The organism is Cupriavidus sp. DL-D2 (assembly GCF_039710735.1).
Lineage (GTDB): Bacteria > Pseudomonadota > Gammaproteobacteria > Burkholderiales > Burkholderiaceae > Cupriavidus.
On record NZ_JBDKXK010000043.1, the window covers coordinates 1 to 18,007 of the forward strand.

Below are 18,007 nucleotides of genomic sequence, written 5' to 3' on the forward strand. Positions count from 1 at the left end.
ACCCATGTCTCCGAACACCTGTTACCCATGTCTCCGGTCTGTACAAGTGGGAGAGGGGTCGGGGGTGAGGGCTCAGCGGTTCAAATTGCGAGCCGTCGGCAAGCAGAACTTCCGGCCCTCACCCCCAGCCCCTCTCCCGCCTTGCGGGAGAGGGGAGCAACCAAGCGGGATACGAAACGATCAATACGCGATCTTCGCGCTCAGGCTGATGGTGCGCGGATCGGCGGGCTGGACGTAGTTTTCGTACTGGAAGGCCCAGTAGCGCTTGTTGGTCAGGTTCGTCAGCGCCGCGCGGAGCGTCAGTTCCTTGCCGTAAAGGCGCGTGTTGTACGAGGCGCCGACGTTGAAGATCGTGTAGCCGCCGATGTTCACGTTGTTGGCTGCATCGATCTTGGTCGGGCCGGTGTACTTGCCATCCACGCCCACCTTGAGGCCCGGCACGAACGGGATGCGGTAGGACACGCGGCCCGTCAGCATGAAGTTCGGTGCGCCGGCCACGCGGTTGCCGATGTTGGTATCGCCCTTGGTGTACTCGGTGTCCAGGAACATCGCGCTGCCGCCCACTTCCCACTGCGAGCCGATGCGCGACGAGCCGGCCAGTTCCAGGCCCTGGTAGACCGATTCGCCATCCTGCACGAACGTCGGCAGCGCGCCGAGGCCGTTGTTGCGCGCGAACTCGCTGCGGCGCTCGATACGGAACAGTGCGGCCGTACCCGTCCAGATGCCCTGGTCGGTCTTGGCGCCCACTTCGTACTGGCGGCTCTTGGCTGGAGTCAGGCCCTGGCCGGCGTTGGCGTAGTTGGTTGCCACCACGCCGCCGCCGTCGAACGATTCCACGTAGCTGGCATACAGCGTCGTGCTCGGCATCGGCTTGAACATGATCGCAGCGGTCGGCGTGATCAGGCCACTCTTGCTGTAGTTCGTATCGCCCACGCCAGTGCCGGTGTAGCTGTTCTGCTCGTAGTTCGTCACGCGCAGGCCGCCCAGGATGGACCACTTGTCGGTCAGGTGCATCGTGTCGCTGACGAATGCGGCCTTCTGTTCGGTGTCGCCGGCACGGTACTTCTGGAACGCGGTCTGGCTGTAATACACGCCCGTGTACGGCGCGTAGATGTTGCCGTTATCGAGTGCGGTGTAGACGAAGTTGTTGCTGTAGCGGTCGATCTGCTTCTGCCAGCTCAGGCCGGCCACCAGTTCGTGGCGGAACGGGCCGGTGCGGAATTTGCCCTCGACCATCGTCGTCCAGTTGCTGAACTGCTGGCTTTCGGCGCCGTCGTAGCGGAAATCGCTGTAGTCGCCGGCCGAATTCGACAGGTTCAGCGTGGTCTCGTTACGGCTGCGCGACTGCTTGCTGAAACTGTAGATCGAGCTGACGGTCCAGTCCGAATTCAGGTTGTAGCGCAGGCCGGTCTGGTAGACCTGCAGGTTCGAGTAGAAGTGCGCGTCATTGCCGCTGTAAAGGCCGCCACGGCCGCTCACCACGCCCGGAAGCTGGGCGCCGGTGGTCGACAGCGCGCCCGCATAGAACGACGGCGTCGCCCCCCACGTATTGCGGTCCTGATAGATCCCGTCGAACGTCCACGTCAGGTCGCGCGTGATGCGTGCGTCCAGGCCCAGCGATACCGAGTTGCGGTTGATGCCGACAGCGTTGGACGGCTTGCCTTCCTCGTGTGTCAGGTTCAGGCGATAGCCGAACATGTTGTTCGGGCCGGCGCGGCCGCCCAGATCCACGTGCTCGGTCCAGACGTGCGAGGAGCGGTAGCCCAGGTCCACGCTGGCCGTGAACTGGTCTGTCGGCTTCTTGGTCACGTAGTTGACCGTGCCGCCCGGGTTGCCAAAGCCGTACATGAAGCCCGACGCGCCCTTGAGCAGTTCTACCTGTTCGAGCTGTTCATACGGCATGGTGATGCCGTAGGCGATGAATGGCATGCCGTTGATCTTGTACGCATTGCGCCAGTCGAGCTGCAGGCCGCGGACCGTGGTGTACGACGCCCAGGCATTGTTGGCGTTGCTGTTGTCCGAGACCGACGCGTCGTTGAAAAACACGTCGCCGATCTTGGTGACCTGGCGCTCGGCCAGGTCTTCGCCGGACACGACAGTCGTCGAGAACGGCGTATCGAGCTGCGACTTGCTGCCCAGGGCACCGCTGGAGGCTTTCTTCCGCAACTGCGGGCCGATGTCGACTTCCTGCTTTGCACTCACGGTGACCGACGGCAGCGCCTGTTCGGGTGCGTCGGCGGACTGCGCAAACGCGGCGGCAGTGCATAGCGGGAAGCCGGCCAATACCGCCATGCGGGCAAACGCTGCCAGCGGGCGGATGGTTGAGGGGACGGCGTTTTTGCGGCTCGTGGCGGCCGCGATTTGGCTCTGGGTCATGGTGTCTTATCCGGACTTGAAATGCGAACGCTACTAGGAATGATTCCTGTTAACGTTCTCAAGCGCGAATAATGCGTAAGCCGGGTAACGCCGTCAAGGTGAAGGTGCGCACAACGCGCAGGAGTGTCGGGGAATGTCGCTTTTAAGCGAAGGAAGGGGTCGGAATCGACGAGAAACGCATGCCGTTACGCCGATTTGTCACGGAAAGGATACGTGGATGAGACTTGATGGATACAACCTTGAATCCGCCTGAACCGGTCTGAACTGGTCTGAACGCCTCCCGGCGGAGCCTCCGGTTCAGCGCAGGCCGAGCAGCGCTTCGAGAGTCTGGGCCAACGTCACCAGCCGTGGCCCCACCTGTTTCTGGAGCGCCGCGAAGGCGTCGGGTCGTGCCACCAGGCCGCAGTTCACAACGAACCACTGGGAGTCCACCGGCTTGCAGAGTGGCACGGCGAAGCCGAACACGTCATGGCGCCATTCGGCCCGGTTCGAGCAGAACCCGAGCGTTGCCAGATCTTGTCGCGCCTGCGCCAGATGGGGCACTGCGCGGGTGAACTGGTCGGGGTCCTGGAGCCGCAACCGATTCAACACCGGCTCGCGGAGATCGGCGGGTACGCGAGAGAGCCAGGCCTTGCCGACGGCCGTGGTCAGCATCGGCAGCGTGGCGCCGATATCGGGCAGCAGCAGCGAGTTGGCGATGGAGCGGGCCGTTTCCACATAGATGATCCCGGTGCGCTCACGGATGCCCAGGGACACCGATCCACCCACCTCGTCGGACAACGCTTTCATCAGGGGCCGCGCCACTTGCCGGATCTGCATGCTGGCAAGCAGCGGGTAGCCTGGTGCCAGCACCGGCGCACCCAGCCGGTACTTGGCTTGCGCCGTATCGTGCCGCAGGTAGCCAAGCACCACCAGCGTGTGGGTCAGCCGCGCCACCGTGGACTTCGACAACCCGGTGCGCTGCACGAAATCCTTGTTGCCGAGCAGTGATTCGCCCGGGCGGAAGGCCAGCAGGATGTCGATGCCGTTGGCCAGCGTGGTGGCGAACTGGCGATCCTTGTTGCCGCCATTATTGGGATCGGGCGGATTGGCCGGGTGTACCGGATCAGGCTGGGAATAAGGGGAATTCGGATTCATGCGAGCAGTGCCTCGACTTCGTTGACCAGCGCAATCAACGCAGGCCCCATGTCGCGATCGAGCTTGTCAGCCGACATGCGCGCGGTGGGCACGCCGCAATTGAACACCAGGATCTCACCTTCGATGGGCCTATGCATCGGTACTGCCACGGCGTGGATATCGATGAGCCAGTCGCCCGGCGAGCGCGTGTAGCCGCGCTGGGCCAGATCGTCGCATGCCACCTGCACTCTGTCGGCATGGCGCTGCCAGAGCGGCAGATCCGTAAGGCGGACGGCTTCAAGCACCTCGGCCCGTGCGGTTTCCGGGGCCTGCGCCAGCCACGCCCGACCCATTGCCGAAGGCAATATCGGCAGCGACGCGCCAATATCTGGACGAAAAACGATCGCGTCATGGCCGCGGCTGGATTCGACGTAGACCATGCGCAGCCTGTCGCGCAAGCCTAGCGAGACGGAGCCGCCCACACGGTCGGCCAGCGCCTTCATCAGTGGCCGGGCCACCTGGCGCACACGCAGGCTGGCCAGCAGCGGGTAGCCGAGCGCCAGCGACGTGGAGCCTAGCCGGTATCGCCGCAGGCGCGTGTCGTAGAACAGCAGGCCGCGTACGGCCAGGGTGTAGGTCAGCCGGCTGATGGTGGCCTTGGACAGGCCGGTGCGTTCGGAAAGTTCTTTGTTGCTGAGCAGCGGTTCACCGACTCGGAAGCATTGCAGCAGCGAGAGTCCATGCGCCAGGGTGGTCGCAAATTCGGGATCGGGGTGGTGCGGACGAGAGGGTGCCATGCGAAAGAATCTTAGCCGACCCAGCTTCGGAAAGTTCCCGTGATGTTCCAGATAGCGAAACAGTCATCCCACTATTCCGAAACCCGGCGTAGTCTTTTCCTTAAAGATGGAAAACAAGAATGGGGAGACGCCAATGATTAGAGATCCCGAAGTATTTGATCCGTTTCTGTTGATGCTGCGTCGGTTTGTGCGCGAGAGGCTGGTCCCGCGCGAAGCCGAGGTGGCCGCGCGTGACGAGGTGCCCCAGGACTTGGTCGACGCCATGGCCGCGCAGGGCATGTTCGGCTACTCGATCCCCGAGGAATACGGCGGCGCGGGCATGACCACCGAGGAGTTGGTGCTGGCCGCGATGGAACTGTCGCAGTGCTCGGTGGCGTTTCGGGCGCGGGTCGGCACCAACACGGGTATCGGCTCCGAGGCCCTGGTGGCAGACGGCACGCCCGAGCAGAAGGCGCGCTACCTGCCGCTGCTGGCCACGGGCGAGGTAACCGGCGCCTTCGCACTGACCGAACCCGACGCCGGTTCCGATGCCACGGCGCTGCAGACCACCGCGCGGCGCGAGGGGGACCACTACATCCTCAACGGGACCAAATGCTTCATCACCAATGCGCCCATCGCCGGGATGTTCACGGTGATGGCGCGCACAGATCCTGACAAGCCGGGTGCGAGCGGCATTTCGGCGTTTATTGTGCCGCGCAATACGCCGGGGCTGACCACGGGGCAGCCGTACCAGAAGATGGGGCAGGCCGGCTCACCAGTGTCAGAAGTGCATTTCGACAACTGCCGCGTGCCGGCCGCCAACCTGATCGGCGGCGAGGAAGGGCAGGGGTTCCGCACGGCGATGAAGGTGCTCAACAAGCAGCGCATCCACCTGGCCGCGCTGTGTACGGGGCCGGCGATCCGGATGCTCGACGATGCTGTGCGCTTTGTCACCGAGCGCAAGCAGTTCGGCCAGTTGCTGGCGGATTTCCAGTTGGTGCAGGCCATGATTGCCGACTGCCAGACGGATATTCACGCAGCCCGCGCACTGATCCTGGAGACGGCCCGCAAACGCGATGACGGCAAGGACGTGACCATGGAGGCGTCGATCTGCAAATACTTTGCGTCCGAGATGTGCGGCCGCGTGGCGGACCGTTGCGTCCAGCTGTTTGGGGGGTACGGGTATATCGCGGACTACGGCATCGAGCGGTTTTATCGCGATGTCAGGCTGTTCCGGCTGTATGAGGGGACGAGCCAGATTCATCAGATCAATATTGCGAAGCGGACGTTTGGGCTGGGGCGGTGAGTTTGGTTTTGGTTTGCCGTTGATTTTCTCCCCTCTCCCGCACGGCGGGAGAGGGGCGGGGGAGAGGGCCTGCGGTGAAAATTTTGATGCCGTCGGCAAGCAGAGCTTTGTTGCCCTCTCCCCCAACCCCTCTCCCGCGCTGCGGGAGAGGGGAGTAACACAAGTAGGGAGACGGGAATCAACCCCCCGGCGCCAGCGCCGCATCAATCGCATCCATCAACTCCTGCAACCGCAGCGGTTTCCCGCACACCGCATCGAACCCTGCCTCGATGGACGCGCGGCGGTCCTGCTGGCGGGTGAACGCGGTCAGGGCCACGGCGGGAATCCGAGGCAGCGAGTCCACCGCTTCGCGCACGCGGAGTTCGCGCATGAAGTCGTTGCCGTCGCGGCCGGGCAGGCCGATGTCGCTGATGATCAGGTCCGGGGTGTTTTGCTCGATCTGTCCGATGGCTTCCTCGGCGTCGCGTGCGGTGCGGATGCGTGCGCCGTAGTTGCCGAGGATGGCTGACAGCGCAGCGGCGGCGTCGGCATCGTCTTCCACCAGCAGCACGTCCAGCGCGTTGAGCGGCACGCTGGGCTCGGTGGCGGGGACGGGTGGCCGGGTGCCGGCGTCATCGGTGCGGGCCGGATCATCCAGCGGAATCAGTACCTCGAATGTCGAACCCAGCCCTGGACCGGCACTTGCCGCGCGCACCGTGCCGCCGTGCATCTCGGACAGGTGCTTGACGATGGCCAGTCCCAGCCCCAGGCCGCCGTGCTTGCGGCGGTTGGCGTCCTCGCTCTGGGTGAATCGGTCGAAGAGCAGCGGCAGGAAATCGGTGGGAATGCCGCGTCCTCGGTCGATCACGCTGACGTGCAGGTAGTCGCTGTCGGACGTGGCGACGATACGCACGGTCTCGCCCTCGGGCGAGAACTTGATGGCATTCGACACCAGGTTCCACAGAATCTGCTGGAAGCGCGCGGCGTCGAGCCATGCCACCGGGGCGAGCCGGGGCGAGAGTTCGGCAGCCAGCTTCACGTGGCGTTCCTCGGCCTGCGTCTGCATGCTGTCCAGCGCGGCGCGCACCACCTCGGCGGGGTTCACGCGTTCGCGTTCCAGCTTCATCTTGCCGACGTTGAGCATCGATACATCGACGAGGTCCGCCACCAGCCGCCGCTGGATGGCGATGTTGCGCTCCACCGCTGCCAGCCCGCGCCGGCCTTCCTCGGACTCCACATGCCGCGACAGCACGTGCGTCCAGACCGAAATCACGTTCAGCGGGTTGCGCAGTTCGTGCGACAGGATGGCGATGAAATCGTCCTTCATCCGGTTCAGCCGTTCCACGGCGGCACGCGCGGCCTGCTCGCGCTCGATCAACTGCTGGCGCTGGCGCTCCAGGTTGATGTGGTCGGTGATGTTCGACACCACGGCCACCTTGACGCCGGTCTCCAGCACCGCCGAAATGCTCCACTCCAGGTGCATGGTCTCGCCATGGGCATCCTGTAGCGGGAACGTGCCCTGCCAGCCGTCCTGCTGCGAATAGCCGGTGGCCTCGGCCACCTTGTCGCGCCATTCCAGCGGGGCGAAAGCGGCTACAGGCTGGCCCAGCAGTTCGGGCTCGGGGCGCTGGAGCATGCCGAGCAGCGCCGGATTGACATCCACGAAGCGTCCGGCCAGGTCCAGCGTGCAGATGCCGCCAATGGCCTGGTGGTAGATGGCGCGGAAGCGGGCCTCGTTTTCGCGCATCGAGCGCTCGGCTGCGCTGGCGCGCAGCAGCGAGGAAATCGTGGCCACCAGCACGGCCGGTTCGGCTGGATGGATCAGGTAGGCGCTGGCGCCGGCATCGAGCCCGCGCACCTTGTCGTAGTCGGCTACATAGGTGGCGGACAGGTGGACCACCGGCACAGTGGCCGTCTCCGGCCGGCTGCGCAGCGTGCGGCAGACCTGGAAGCCGTCGATATCGGGCAGATTGACGTCGAGCACCACGGCAGACACGCTGGTGTCGGCGCGCTGCAGCGCCTCCTGTCCGCTCTCGGCCTCGATGGTCTGGAAACCCGCCGCGCTGAGCACGCGTACCGTGGCATACCGCGTAACGGGGTTGTCGTCCACCACCAGCACCCGCGGAGGCGTGCCATCGTGGTTGGGGTGGGGCACCGGCGCCAGGATTTCACCCGCCATGGCCATCTCCGGAAGACATGCCAGCCGTGCCCGGCAGGGTCGCCGGCACGGTCACGTAGAAGCGCGAACCCACACCCACTTCGCTCTCGAAGCCGACACGGCCGCCCAGCAGTTCGGCCAGCCGCTTGGATAGCGCCAGCCCGAGACCCGAGCCGCGATAGCGCCGCTGCAGCGGGGAGTCGATCTGCACGAAATCCTGGAAGACCTCGCCGTGCGATTCGGGCGGGATGCCGATGCCGGTATCGCGCACGGAGAAGGTGATGGAGTTCTCATCGTCGTAGTGCGCCGCCACGCGCACCTCGCCGCTGGGCGTGAATTTCAGCGCATTGGAGATGTAGTTGCGCAGGATCTGCGAGAGCTTGCGGTCATCGTTGAACAGCTTGGGCACGCCGTGCGGTTCCTCGAAGATCAGCGACACCTCTGGATTGGTCAGCACAGGCTTGAACATGCCGCGCAGCGCGTCGAACAGGGCCACCATGTCGAACCAGGCCGGCGACACGTCCACGCGGCCCGCTTCCAGCCGGGCCAGGTCGAGCAGGTCGTTGACCATCTCCGCGAACTCGGCCGCCGTGTCGCGCACAAACATGACCTGCTTCTCCTGCTCGGGCGTGAGCGGCCCGTCCACGCGGTCGATCAGCAGGCGCGTGATGCTCTGGATGGCCACGATGGGCGTGCGGAACTCGTGGCTCATGTACGCCAGGAATCGGCTCTTGAGCTCGGTGGCCTGCCGCAGCTGGTCGGCCTGCATGTCGAGTTCGGAGTACAGCGCCAGCACGCCGCGATTGGTTTCCTCGATTTCGGCGCGCAGCGCCTCCACTTCCTGCGTACGGGCGTCGAGCGCTTCACGCAGGGCGGCAAGGTCTTGGGACGGTGCGGCGGAGGTGGAGTCGGAGCTGCTCATGAGGAATCGCTTGATGTCAGGCTTCGGTGCGTCGCACTACCACGACCGTGGCGTCGTCGCGGCCGCGGCCGAATTTCCAGAAGATGAAGGCGGCCACGATGGCCGGGTCGCGCTGCAGCAGGCTCGGGTCCCCCAGTTGCCAGCGTGACTGGATGCCATCCGAATGCAGGATCACCAGCGCATGCAACGGCCATTCGATTTCCTGCTCCTGCACGCTCCGCACCTGCAGGCCGGCGGTGCCGCTCTGCGTGACCAGCGTGCGGTCCGCGAGGCCCGAGATTACCCGGCCCATGATGTTGCCCGCCCCGGCAAACCGGATGCGGTTGGCTTCGGCATCGAGCCGCAGGGCACCCACAGCGGCCCCACGGGTGCCGCGCAGCGCAACATGGGCGCGATCCACGTACACGCCGGGCATCGCGCCCTGTGCGGCGTCGAACACCGCCAGCGCGGCGTCGGCGGCATCGGCGGCGTCCGGACCGTGGCCCAGACCATCGGCCATCACCACGTCGGCGTGAGAGTCGAGCAGCGCCACTTCCCAGCCGTCGCCGCTGACCTGCTCGCCGGGTGCAGGCACGCAGACGGCGCCGACCGTGAACCCCTTGCGGGGCCGCACGGCGTTGCCCGCCGCGTCGCGGCTGCGATAAAAGCGGGCCAGGATCAGCGTGCCGTCGCCAGCACGCGTGTGTACGTCGAAATCGTCGGCCAGGCGCTGCACGGCGCCCAGGCCCTCGCCCGCGCTGCCTGCCGTGGAGTAGCCATCGCGCATGCACGTCTGCAGGTCCGCCATGCCGGGACCATCGTCGATCGACATCAACTCGATGGCAATGCCGCCGTTGATGTCGCGCGCGGCCATGAGCAGCCGGCCGTTGGTGGCGTGGCGCAGCAGGTTGTTGCCGAGTTCGTTGACGGCTACCGCCAGCCGGCCGCGCTGGATGGCGTCGAAGTCCAGCCGCGTGGCCAGATCGGCCACGTACCGCCGCGCCTCGCCCACGCGGCTCGGATCGCCCATCGGCACCGCACGGTGTGGGCCGTGATGCTTACTTCCACCGAGTGATACTGACACAGGTTCCCTCGCCAACTTTCGTGCGGATGGCGAAATCGTTCACCAGCCGTTTGGTGCCGGACAGGCCCATGCCGAGTCCGCTGCCCGTGGTCCAGCCATCCACCAGCGCCTGCTCCACATCCGGAATGCCCGGGCCCTGATCCTCGAAATGCAGCCGCAAGCCGCGCCGGATGCCTTCGGCCACGATTTCCCAGCGCATTTCGCCGCCCCGGCCGTACACCATCGTGTTGCGCGCCAGTTCGCTGGCCGCCGTAATCATCTTAGTCTGCTCCACCAGCGAGAACTTCAGCTGGGCGGTGAGGGTGCGCACCAGGGCGCGGGCCTGCACGATGTCGCGCTCGTCGCGAATCGGTGCGCTGCCGGTGGGGGCCAGTTCGGTCGCCACGTCAGATTGTCCGGTTGGCGTCGAGCAGGGCCATGCCGCGCTCCACGTTCAGCGCTGTTTTCACGCCGCCCAGGGACAGGCCCAGTTCCACCAGCGTGATGGCCACCGCCGGGCGGATGCCCACTACCACGGTGGTGGCGCCCAGCAGCCGGCCGATGTCGGAGATGCTGACCAGCATGCGGCCGATGAAGGAATCCACCATTTCCAGCGCGGAGACGTCGATCAGCACGCCATTGGCGCCGGATTTGTCCACCATCGTGGCCAGGTCTTCCTGCAACTGCAGCGCGGTCTGGTCCTGCATGTCGATCTGGATGGTCACAAGCAGGTGCTTGCCCATCCGCAGGATTGGAATGCGTTCCATGTCGATCTCTTCCCGATCTTTGTATGCGGCCGGCTTAGCTGGCGGCCCGGGCTACCGTGTGGCCGGTCATGCGCATGGCCGTGCGCAGCGCGTCGGCCAGCGTGGACTTGGTGACGATGCCCTGCAAGTCGATGCCCAGGTGGACGATGGTCTGCGCAATTTGCGGCCGGATGCCGCTGATGATGCTCTCGGCACCCATCAGGCGGATGGCCGTGACGGTCTTCATCAGGTGCTGCGCCACGAGCGTATCCACGGTGGGCACGCCGGTGATGTCGATGATCGCCAGTTCCGAGCCGGTTTCCACCAGTCGTTCGAGCAGCGATTCCATCACCATCTGCGCCCGGCTGCTGTCCAGCGTGCCGATCAGCGGCACGGCCAGCACGCCGTCCCACAGCTTGATGACTGGCGTGGACAGTTCCATCAGTTCGTGCTGCTGACGCACGATGATGTCCTCGCGCGTCTTCTGGTAATTGGCGACTGTCCACTGCGCCATGCGGTCCACCACGGCCGAGGTCAGCCAGATCACGTCGATCTGGCCTTCTATCGCACCACCGGTCTGGCGTTGCAGGCCGTCGAAGATCGGGCGCTTGAGCGCCAGCACGAAGCCGCTGGTCACGTCGGCGGTCTCGCCCTGGGCCGCGCGTTCGTTGGAGAGCTGCGCCAGCACCTCGCGCAGGACACGCCAGGCCGGATCGTTGAAATTGTCGGCATTGCCGTCGGCCCGGATGCCGGCTTCCAGCTCGCGCAGGATCGATGTCTGTTGCGCCTGCAAATCACGGGTCAGCCCGCGGCCTTCGGCGTACTTGTGATACTCCGCGGCCCAGCCGCTCAGGAGGTTGGCCTGGTCGTCCCGCAGGAGGTCGGCTAGTCGCTGGTTTTCTCGGCGCATGGGGCGTCTTTCGTGATGGGGTGAAAGGGGGGCGCAGGAAGGTGCGCACATCAAACAAAAACGATTCTAGGAGGGATTGATAGTTCACACTATCGGCGGCCCGCTGATTGACGCCGCAACTGAAATCGGCATTGCGGCATGATGTGCCGCAGAAACAACACATTCCGTGTGAGAAACCACCGACACCGGAACGGGAAGCGGCACGGCTGACGGTACAGGCACAGAAGCCTAGTCTTGATCCATGGGGCCAACTCGGGCCAACTCGGGAACTGTGGAGACAACGATGGACTGGCTGGATGCCCTGCAATGGCCAGCGATGGTCATCACTGTGCTGGCCACCTGGCTGGTGGGATCGGCAAGCGCCGGGCGCCGCAAGGCCGGTTTCTGGATATTCCTGGCCAGCAATGCACTGTGGGTAGCGTGGGGGCTGCATACGGGAGGGTGGGCGCTGGTGGTGCTCCAATTCGCGCTGGCGGTACTGAACATACGGGGCCAGGCCAAGGCGCGGCGTGCCGAGCAGAGCCAGACGCCTGCCAGGGCCGAGGCCGGATGACATGCCGTCGGATCTGATCGTTGCCAGGCCGGAAGGCCTGTACTGCCCGCCCGGCGACTTCTATATCGATCCCTGGCGGCCTGTGTCGCGCGCCGTCATCACGCACGCCCATTCCGACCATGCCCGCTTTGGGCACGAACACTACCTCTGCGCCGAGCCGGGGCGCGGCGTGCTGCTGGCGCGGCTGCCCGGCATCACGCTGGATACGCTGCCTTACGGCGAGCGCATTACCCATCACGGGGTCACGCTGAGCCTGCATCCGGCGGGTCATGTGCTCGGTTCCGCGCAGGTGCGGCTCGAACACGGCGGGCAGGTCTGGGTGGCTTCGGGCGACTACAAGGTGGAGGACGACGGCACCTGTGCGCCCTTCGAGCCGGTGCGCTGCGACACCTTCATCACCGAAAGCACCTTCGGGCTGCCCATCTACCGCTGGCAGTCCCAGCCCGTGCTGATGGCCGAGATGTTCCGATGGTGGCAGCTCAACGCCGAAGCGGGCCGCGCCAGCGTGCTGTACTGCTACGCGTTCGGCAAGGCGCAGCGCGTCCTGCACGGATTGTTGCGCCACGCCGGCACCGATCTGGCCATGCCGGGGCCGATCATCGTCCATGGCGCGATGACCGGCCTGAATCGCGCTTACGCTGAAGCCGGGGTGGAACTGGCGCCGACGATGATCGTGTCCGACCTGCCTGCCCGCAGTCCGGCCTTGCAGCGGGCGCTTGTGGTGGCGCCGCCGTCCGCGCAACGGTCCACGTGGCTGCGCCGCTTTGGGGCGGAAGCGGCGGATGCGTTCGCCAGTGGCTGGATGCAACTGCGCGGCACCCGCCGCCGACGCGGCGTGGATCGCGGCTTTGCGCTGTCGGACCACGCCGACTGGCCGGGCCTGCTGCAGGCCATTGACGCCACCGGCGCGCAGCGCGTGATCGTCACGCATGGCAACGTGCCGGTGATGGTGCGATACCTGTCCGAGCAGGGGCTGGACGCCCAGGCGTTCAAGACCGAGTTTGGCGATGTGGACGACGTGGAGGAAGTCGGAGAGGGCGGCAAGGTGGAGGCCAGCGAATGAAAGCCTTTGCCGATCTCTACAGTGCGCTCGACGGCACCACATCGAACAAGGCCAAGCTGGCCGCGCTGGGCGAATACTTCCGCCACGCGCCACCGGAGGATGCCGCGTGGGCCGCGTATTTTCTGTCGGGCGGCAAGCCGCGACAGATCGTCCCGGTATCGGCCCTGCGCGAACTGGCGCAGCGCGCCGCTGGGCTGCCGGAATGGCTCTTCGAGGAAAGCTATCAGGCCGTGGGCGATCTGGCCGAGACCATCGCCTTGCTGTTGCCCGAGGGCGCACAAGCGGATGATGCCGGGCTGGCCGAATGGGTGGAGCGGCGCCTGCTACCGTTGCGCGGCCAGTCGCCCGAGGTGCTGACGGCGGCGTTAGACGCGCTCTGGCCGCCGCTCGATGCACGCGAGCGGCTCGTCCTGTTCAAGCTGATCACGGGCAGCTTCCGCGTCGGGGTATCGAAGCTGCTGGTTACGCGTGCGCTGGGCGAGGTGGCTGGCATCGACCCCAAGCGCGTGGCCGAGCGCATGGTCGGCTACACCGATATCTCACAGAAACCGACGCCAGACCGCTTCCTCGCACTCGTCGATCCTGCCGAAGGCGAGGGTAGTGCGGTCACGCGTGGCGGCCAGCCCTACCCGTTCTTTCTCGCGCATCCGCTGCAGGCGCCGGTCGAGGAGTTCGACACCTTTCTGGGCGCGCCATCCCGCTGGCAGGTGGAATGGAAGTGGGATGGCATCCGCGCGCAACTGGTGCGGCGTGACGGCCAGATCTGGCTCTGGTCGCGCGGCGAGGAACTGATTACCGAGCGCTTTCCCGAACTGGCCGCGGTGGCGCAGTCGCTGCCCGACGGCACGGTGCTCGACGGCGAGATCGTGATCTGGATCGATGGCCGTGTGCAGCCGTTCGCGCTGCTGCAGCAACGGATCGGACGCAAGACGGTGGGCGCCAGGCTGCTGCGCGATGCCCCGGCCATCCTGATGGCCTACGACCTGCTCGAATGGCGGGGCGAGGATTGGCGTACCCGTCCACAGGCCCAACGCCGCGCGCAACTGGCGCGTGTGGTGGCCGATCACGTGCATCCGGCGCTGGAACTGAGTCCGCAAGTGGAGGCCGACGACTGGGCCCACTTCGCCCGCCTGCGCGATGCCTCGCGCGACCTCGGCGTGGAAGGTTTCATGCTCAAGGCGGTGGATGCGGCCTACGGCGCAGGACGCACCAAGGATGTGGGCCTGTGGTGGAAATGGAAGATCGACCCGTACGCCGTGGATGCCGTGCTGATCTACGCCCAGCGCGGTCACGGCCGGCGCGCCAGCCTCTATACCGATTTCACGTTCGCGGTCTGGAACGCGCCGCCCGGCACGCCCGACCGCGCGCTGGTGCCGTTCGCCAAGGCGTATTCGGGATTGACCGACGAGGAGATGCGCGCGGTCGATGCCATCGTGCGCCGCACCACCGTGGAATCGTTCGGCCCGGTGCGCAGCGTCACGCCCACGCAGGTATTCGAACTGGGCTTCGAGGGCATCGGCCGCAGCGGGCGCCACAAGAGTGGGATCGCGGTGCGCTTTCCACGCATGCTGCGCTGGCGGACGGACAAGCCCATCGAGGAAGCCGACACCCTTGCCACGCTGGAGGCCATGCTCCCGCCGGCGAGCGTCAAGGAACCGGCATGAAGGGCGAGAACGCCCCGTTCGTGCAGGCCCCGTCCGTGGCGGAATCGCTGCCGGCGCTGTTCGCCGCGCGGCACTGGCAGCCCTTCGATTTCCAGCGCGCGGTGTGGGACGCCATCGGCAAAGGGCAAAGCGGCCTGCTGCATGCCACCACGGGCACGGGCAAGACCTATGCGGCGTGGCTTGGGGCGCTGCTGGCATTTGCCACGCCGCCTGCGCGTGCCAATGCGCCAACGCCGCCCTTGACCGTACTCTGGCTCACGCCAATGCGTGCGCTGGCCGCCGATACCGCCCGCGCATTGCAGGCGCCGCTCGCCGAACTCGGCCTCGACTGGGCTGTGGCGCTGCGCACCGGCGACACCGGCAGCACCGAGCGTGCCGCGCAGGCGCGGCGCCTGCCCACGGCGCTGGTGACCACGCCGGAGAGCCTGTCGCTGCTACTGACGCGTGCCGATGCGCGCGAGGCGCTGGGGCGCGTGAAGATGGTGGTGGTCGACGAGTGGCATGAACTGATCGGCAGCAAGCGCGGCGTGCAGGTGCAGTTGGCGCTGGCTCGGCTGCATCGCTGGCAGCCTGACCTGCGGATCTGGGGCCTGTCCGCCACGCTCGGCAATCTCGACCATGCGCGCGATGTGTTGCTGGCCGGGGTGCCGCCTGAGCGTCGCGTGATCGTCCATGGCCATACACCCAAGACGCTGATCGTCGATACGCTGCTGCCCGATGCTGCGAGCCGGTTTCCGTGGGCGGGGCACCTCGGCCTGTCGATGCTGCCGCATGTGCTGCGCGAACTCGAATCGAGCAGCACATCGCTGGTGTTCCTGAACACGCGCTCGCAATCCGAGCTCTGGTATCAGGCCATCCTCGACGCGCGGCCCGACTGGGCCGGCCAGATCGCGCTGCATCATGGTTCGCTGGATCGCGCGGTGCGGGAGTGGGTCGAGGTCAATCTCAAGAACGGTGCGCTGCGCGCGGTGGTCTGCACGTCGAGCCTCGACCTCGGCGTGGATTTCCTGCCCGTGGAGCGCGTGCTGCAGATCGGCTCCCCGAAAGGCGTGGCGCGATTGCTGCAGCGGGCAGGGCGCTCCGGCCACGCGCCGGGCCGCGCATCGCGCGTGACGGTGGTGCCCACGCATAGCCTGGAACTGGTGGAAGCCGTGGCGGCGCGCCATGCCATCCAGGCGGGCAAGATGGAGGCGCGGGAGTCGCCCGACAAGCCGCTCGACGTGTTGGTGCAGCATCTGTTGACCGTGGCACTCGGCGGCGGTTTTCAGGCTGACGAGTTGCGCGACGAGGTGCGCAGCACCTGGGCGTACCGCAACATGACCGACGACGAATGGCGCTGGTGCCTGGACTTCGTGCGGCAGGGCGGCCCCACGCTGGCCGCATATCCTGACTATCGGCGCGCGCAGCCCGACGAGACCGGCACGTGGCGCGTGCCCGATTCGCGGCTGGCGCGACGCCATCGCATGAGCGTCGGCACCATCGTCAGCGATGCCACCATGCAGGTGCGGTTCTGGACGCGGGCGGGCGGTGGCGGATCTTCGCTGGGCACGGTCGAGGAGGGCTTCATCGCGCGACTGACGCCGGGCGACTGCTTCCTGTTCGGCGGCCGCCTGCTCGAACTGGTGCGCGTGCAGGAGATGACTGCGTATGTGCGCCGCGCCACGGGCAAGCGGCCGACCGTGCCGCGCTGGAACGGCAGCAAGATGCCGCTCTCCACCGAACTGGCCGAGGCCGTGGTCGCCACGCTCGACGCCGTGCAGGCCGGCCGGCTCGATGCCACGACCACGCCCGAACTCCCGCTGATCGAACCACTCGTGGCACTGCAGGCGCGCTGGTCCGCACTGCCTTCGCCCGACACGCTGCTGGCCGAAACCCTTCATTCGCGTGAAGGGTGGCACTTGTTTCTCTATCCGTTCGCTGGCCGGTCCGTGCATCTCGGGCTCGGCAGCCTGCTGGCCTGGCGGCTCGGGCAGAAGGTGCCGGCCACGTTCTCGGTGGCGGTCAACGACTATGGACTGGAACTGCTGGCCTCGGCGCCGCTGGAGTGGTCGCGGTGGCTGCCCGAGGTGCTGGCCGAGGAACGCCAGCGCGATCTTGCCGCCGATGTGATGGGCAGTCTCAATGCCGGTGAACTGTCGCTGCGCCGCTTCCGCGAGATTGCGCGCGTGTCGGGTCTGATCTTCCAGGGCTATCCGGGGGCACACCACAGCGCGCGGCAGTTGCAGGCCTCGTCGAGCCTGTTCTACGAGGTTTTCCGCAAGCATGATCCCGGCAACCTGCTGCTGGGGCAGGCCGAGCACGAGGTGCTGATGCAGGAACTGGACGCACACCGGTTGGCCGACACACTGGCCCGGATGGCCGGCCTTCGACTCGACCTGCGCACGTTGAAACGGCCATCGCCGCTGTCCTTCCCGCTGATCGTCGAGTTCCTGCGCGAGAAACTGAGCACGGAGAAACTGGCCGATCGCATCGCGCGCATGCTGGCCGATCTGGAGCACGCTGCGTCGAAGGACGATGCAGCCGCCGATGATGAAGTGGCGCCAGATGCCGAACAGGTGGCCGAGGTGGCACGCTTCGGCATGGCCGACCACGCGAAATCGGGCGGCCCGCGCAAGCCGAGGCGCGCCCGCAAACCATCGAAACCGTTGCCGCTGCTATGACACCTGATGAAGCCGGAGCGCAGGTGATCGAGGTGGCCGGCGAAACGCTCTGGCTGCTGCCCGAGCACGCCATCTGGTGGCCCCGCGCTGCCATGCTGATGGCCGCCGACATCCATATCGGCAAGGCGGCAGCATTCCGCGCCTGGGGCCAACCGGTGCCGCACGGCACCACCGCCGACAACCTTGCGCGCCTGCTCGACCTTGCTCGCCGCTACCCGGCGCGAGACTTCGTGTTTCTGGGGGATTTCCTCCACGCCCGCGCGGCGCGGACTGCGGCCGTACTGCTTGCCCTGCACGACTGGCACCGCGCAATGCCATCGCGCGTGCATTGCACGCTGGTGCGGGGGAATCACGACACCCACGCAGGAGACCCGCCTGAGACGCTGGGGTTTACGGTGGTGACCGAACCGCTGGCAGTGGCGCCTTTTGCCTTGTGCCATGAACCGGGGTCAAGGCAGGGAGGGTATGCGTTGGCGGGGCATCTGCATCCGGGGGTTGTGCTGCGGGGTGCGGGTGGAGATCGATTGCGCCTGCCGTGTTTTGTCGTGGGCAATCGGGCCGCGATCCTGCCGGCGTTCGGGGCATTTACCGGGCTGGCGACGGTCAGGCCGGAAGAGGGCGAGCGGGTGTTTGTGGTGGGGGATGGGCGGGTGTGGGCGGTGCCTGCCAGCCCATGACCTACCGCTGGTTTTCGCCCCTCTCCCATTGCATGGGAGAGGGGCGGAAACCAGCGGGA

General features: G+C 66.4%; 15 protein-coding genes. 6 read left to right on the forward strand and 9 right to left on the reverse strand.

Annotated elements, in window-relative coordinates:
* Window positions 1–180: 180 nt before the first annotated feature.
* The 3 genes from ABDB81_RS20955 to ABDB81_RS20965 all read right to left on the reverse strand — a co-directional run bounded on the left by ABDB81_RS20955 (window position 181) and on the right by ABDB81_RS20965 (window position 4,289).
* Window positions 181–2,376: a TonB-dependent receptor gene (locus tag ABDB81_RS20955; RefSeq protein WP_346813379.1), complete on the reverse strand. Its 2,196-nt coding sequence runs from the start codon at window positions 2,374–2,376 to the stop codon at window positions 181–183.
* Window positions 2,377–2,673: 297 nt separating this feature from the next.
* Entirely contained in the window at window positions 2,674–3,513 is an 840-nt protein-coding gene (locus ABDB81_RS20960) for an IclR family transcriptional regulator (RefSeq protein WP_160472294.1), read from the reverse strand.
* The gene (locus tag ABDB81_RS20965) at window positions 3,510–4,289 is read right to left on the reverse strand and encodes an IclR family transcriptional regulator (RefSeq protein WP_160472296.1); all 780 of its coding nucleotides are present in this window, start codon (window positions 4,287–4,289) and stop codon (window positions 3,510–3,512) included. Before ABDB81_RS20965 ends, ABDB81_RS20960 begins: the two co-directional genes overlap by 4 nt.
* 133 nt (window positions 4,290–4,422) lie before the next feature.
* Here ABDB81_RS20965 and ABDB81_RS20970 point away from each other — a divergent pair, with 133 nt between their 5' ends.
* Window positions 4,423–5,574: an acyl-CoA dehydrogenase family protein gene (locus tag ABDB81_RS20970; protein ID WP_137926746.1), complete on the forward strand. Its 1,152-nt coding sequence runs from the start codon at window positions 4,423–4,425 to the stop codon at window positions 5,572–5,574.
* Between the two features lie 178 nt (window positions 5,575–5,752).
* Here the strand turns inward: ABDB81_RS20970 and ABDB81_RS20975 are convergent, their stop codons facing one another.
* Genes ABDB81_RS20975 through ABDB81_RS21000 form a run of 6 tightly spaced genes read right to left on the reverse strand, consistent with a single transcriptional unit; the run spans window position 5,753 to window position 11,331 of the window.
* Complete coding sequence (locus ABDB81_RS20975) at window positions 5,753–7,732, reverse strand: response regulator (RefSeq protein ID WP_346813382.1); 1,980 nt, start codon at window positions 7,730–7,732, stop codon at window positions 5,753–5,755.
* Complete coding sequence (locus tag ABDB81_RS20980; RefSeq protein ID WP_346813383.1) at window positions 7,722–8,633, reverse strand: ATP-binding protein; 912 nt, start codon at window positions 8,631–8,633, stop codon at window positions 7,722–7,724. Before ABDB81_RS20980 ends, ABDB81_RS20975 begins: the two co-directional genes overlap by 11 nt.
* Before the next feature lie 16 nt (window positions 8,634–8,649).
* Window positions 8,650–9,642 carry an ATP-binding protein gene (locus ABDB81_RS20985; RefSeq protein ID WP_137928452.1) on the reverse strand — a complete coding sequence of 331 codons (993 nt, stop codon included), beginning with the start codon at window positions 9,640–9,642 and terminating at the stop codon, window positions 8,650–8,652.
* A gap of 28 nt (window positions 9,643–9,670) precedes the next feature.
* A complete protein-coding gene (locus ABDB81_RS20990; RefSeq protein WP_249359759.1) occupies window positions 9,671–10,081 on the reverse strand; it encodes an anti-sigma regulatory factor in 411 nt (136 codons plus the stop codon).
* Between the two features lies 1 nt (window position 10,082).
* Window positions 10,083–10,442 (reverse strand): STAS domain-containing protein, encoded by a 360-nt coding sequence (locus ABDB81_RS20995; RefSeq protein ID WP_137928447.1) that lies wholly within the window; start codon window positions 10,440–10,442, stop codon window positions 10,083–10,085.
* Between the two features lie 34 nt (window positions 10,443–10,476).
* Window positions 10,477–11,331, reverse strand: coding sequence for an STAS domain-containing protein (locus ABDB81_RS21000; RefSeq protein WP_137928446.1), 855 nt, complete (start codon window positions 11,329–11,331; stop codon window positions 10,477–10,479).
* A 283-nt stretch (window positions 11,332–11,614) separates the two neighbouring features.
* Here ABDB81_RS21000 and ABDB81_RS21005 point away from each other — a divergent pair, with 283 nt between their 5' ends.
* The 5 genes from ABDB81_RS21005 to pdeM are packed head-to-tail and all read left to right on the forward strand — an operon-like array spanning window position 11,615 to window position 17,948.
* On the forward strand, window positions 11,615–11,884 hold the full coding sequence (locus ABDB81_RS21005) for a hypothetical protein (protein ID WP_137928445.1): 270 nt from the start codon (window positions 11,615–11,617) through the stop codon (window positions 11,882–11,884).
* A gap of 1 nt (window position 11,885) precedes the next feature.
* Entirely contained in the window at window positions 11,886–12,947 is a 1,062-nt protein-coding gene (locus ABDB81_RS21010) for a ligase-associated DNA damage response exonuclease (RefSeq protein ID WP_346813385.1), read from the forward strand.
* Window positions 12,944–14,611, forward strand: a complete 1,668-nt coding sequence (locus ABDB81_RS21015; protein ID WP_346813387.1) for an ATP-dependent DNA ligase — start codon at window positions 12,944–12,946, stop codon at window positions 14,609–14,611. Before ABDB81_RS21010 ends, ABDB81_RS21015 begins: the two co-directional genes overlap by 4 nt.
* Window positions 14,608–17,271 (forward strand): ligase-associated DNA damage response DEXH box helicase, encoded by a 2,664-nt coding sequence (locus ABDB81_RS21020; protein ID WP_346813389.1) that lies wholly within the window; start codon window positions 14,608–14,610, stop codon window positions 17,269–17,271. The genes ABDB81_RS21015 and ABDB81_RS21020 overlap by 4 nt, the downstream gene beginning before the upstream one ends.
* Complete coding sequence (pdeM, locus tag ABDB81_RS21025) at window positions 17,268–17,948, forward strand: ligase-associated DNA damage response endonuclease PdeM (RefSeq protein WP_346813390.1); 681 nt, start codon at window positions 17,268–17,270, stop codon at window positions 17,946–17,948. The genes ABDB81_RS21020 and pdeM overlap by 4 nt, the downstream gene beginning before the upstream one ends.
* Window positions 17,949–18,007 lie beyond the last annotated feature (59 nt).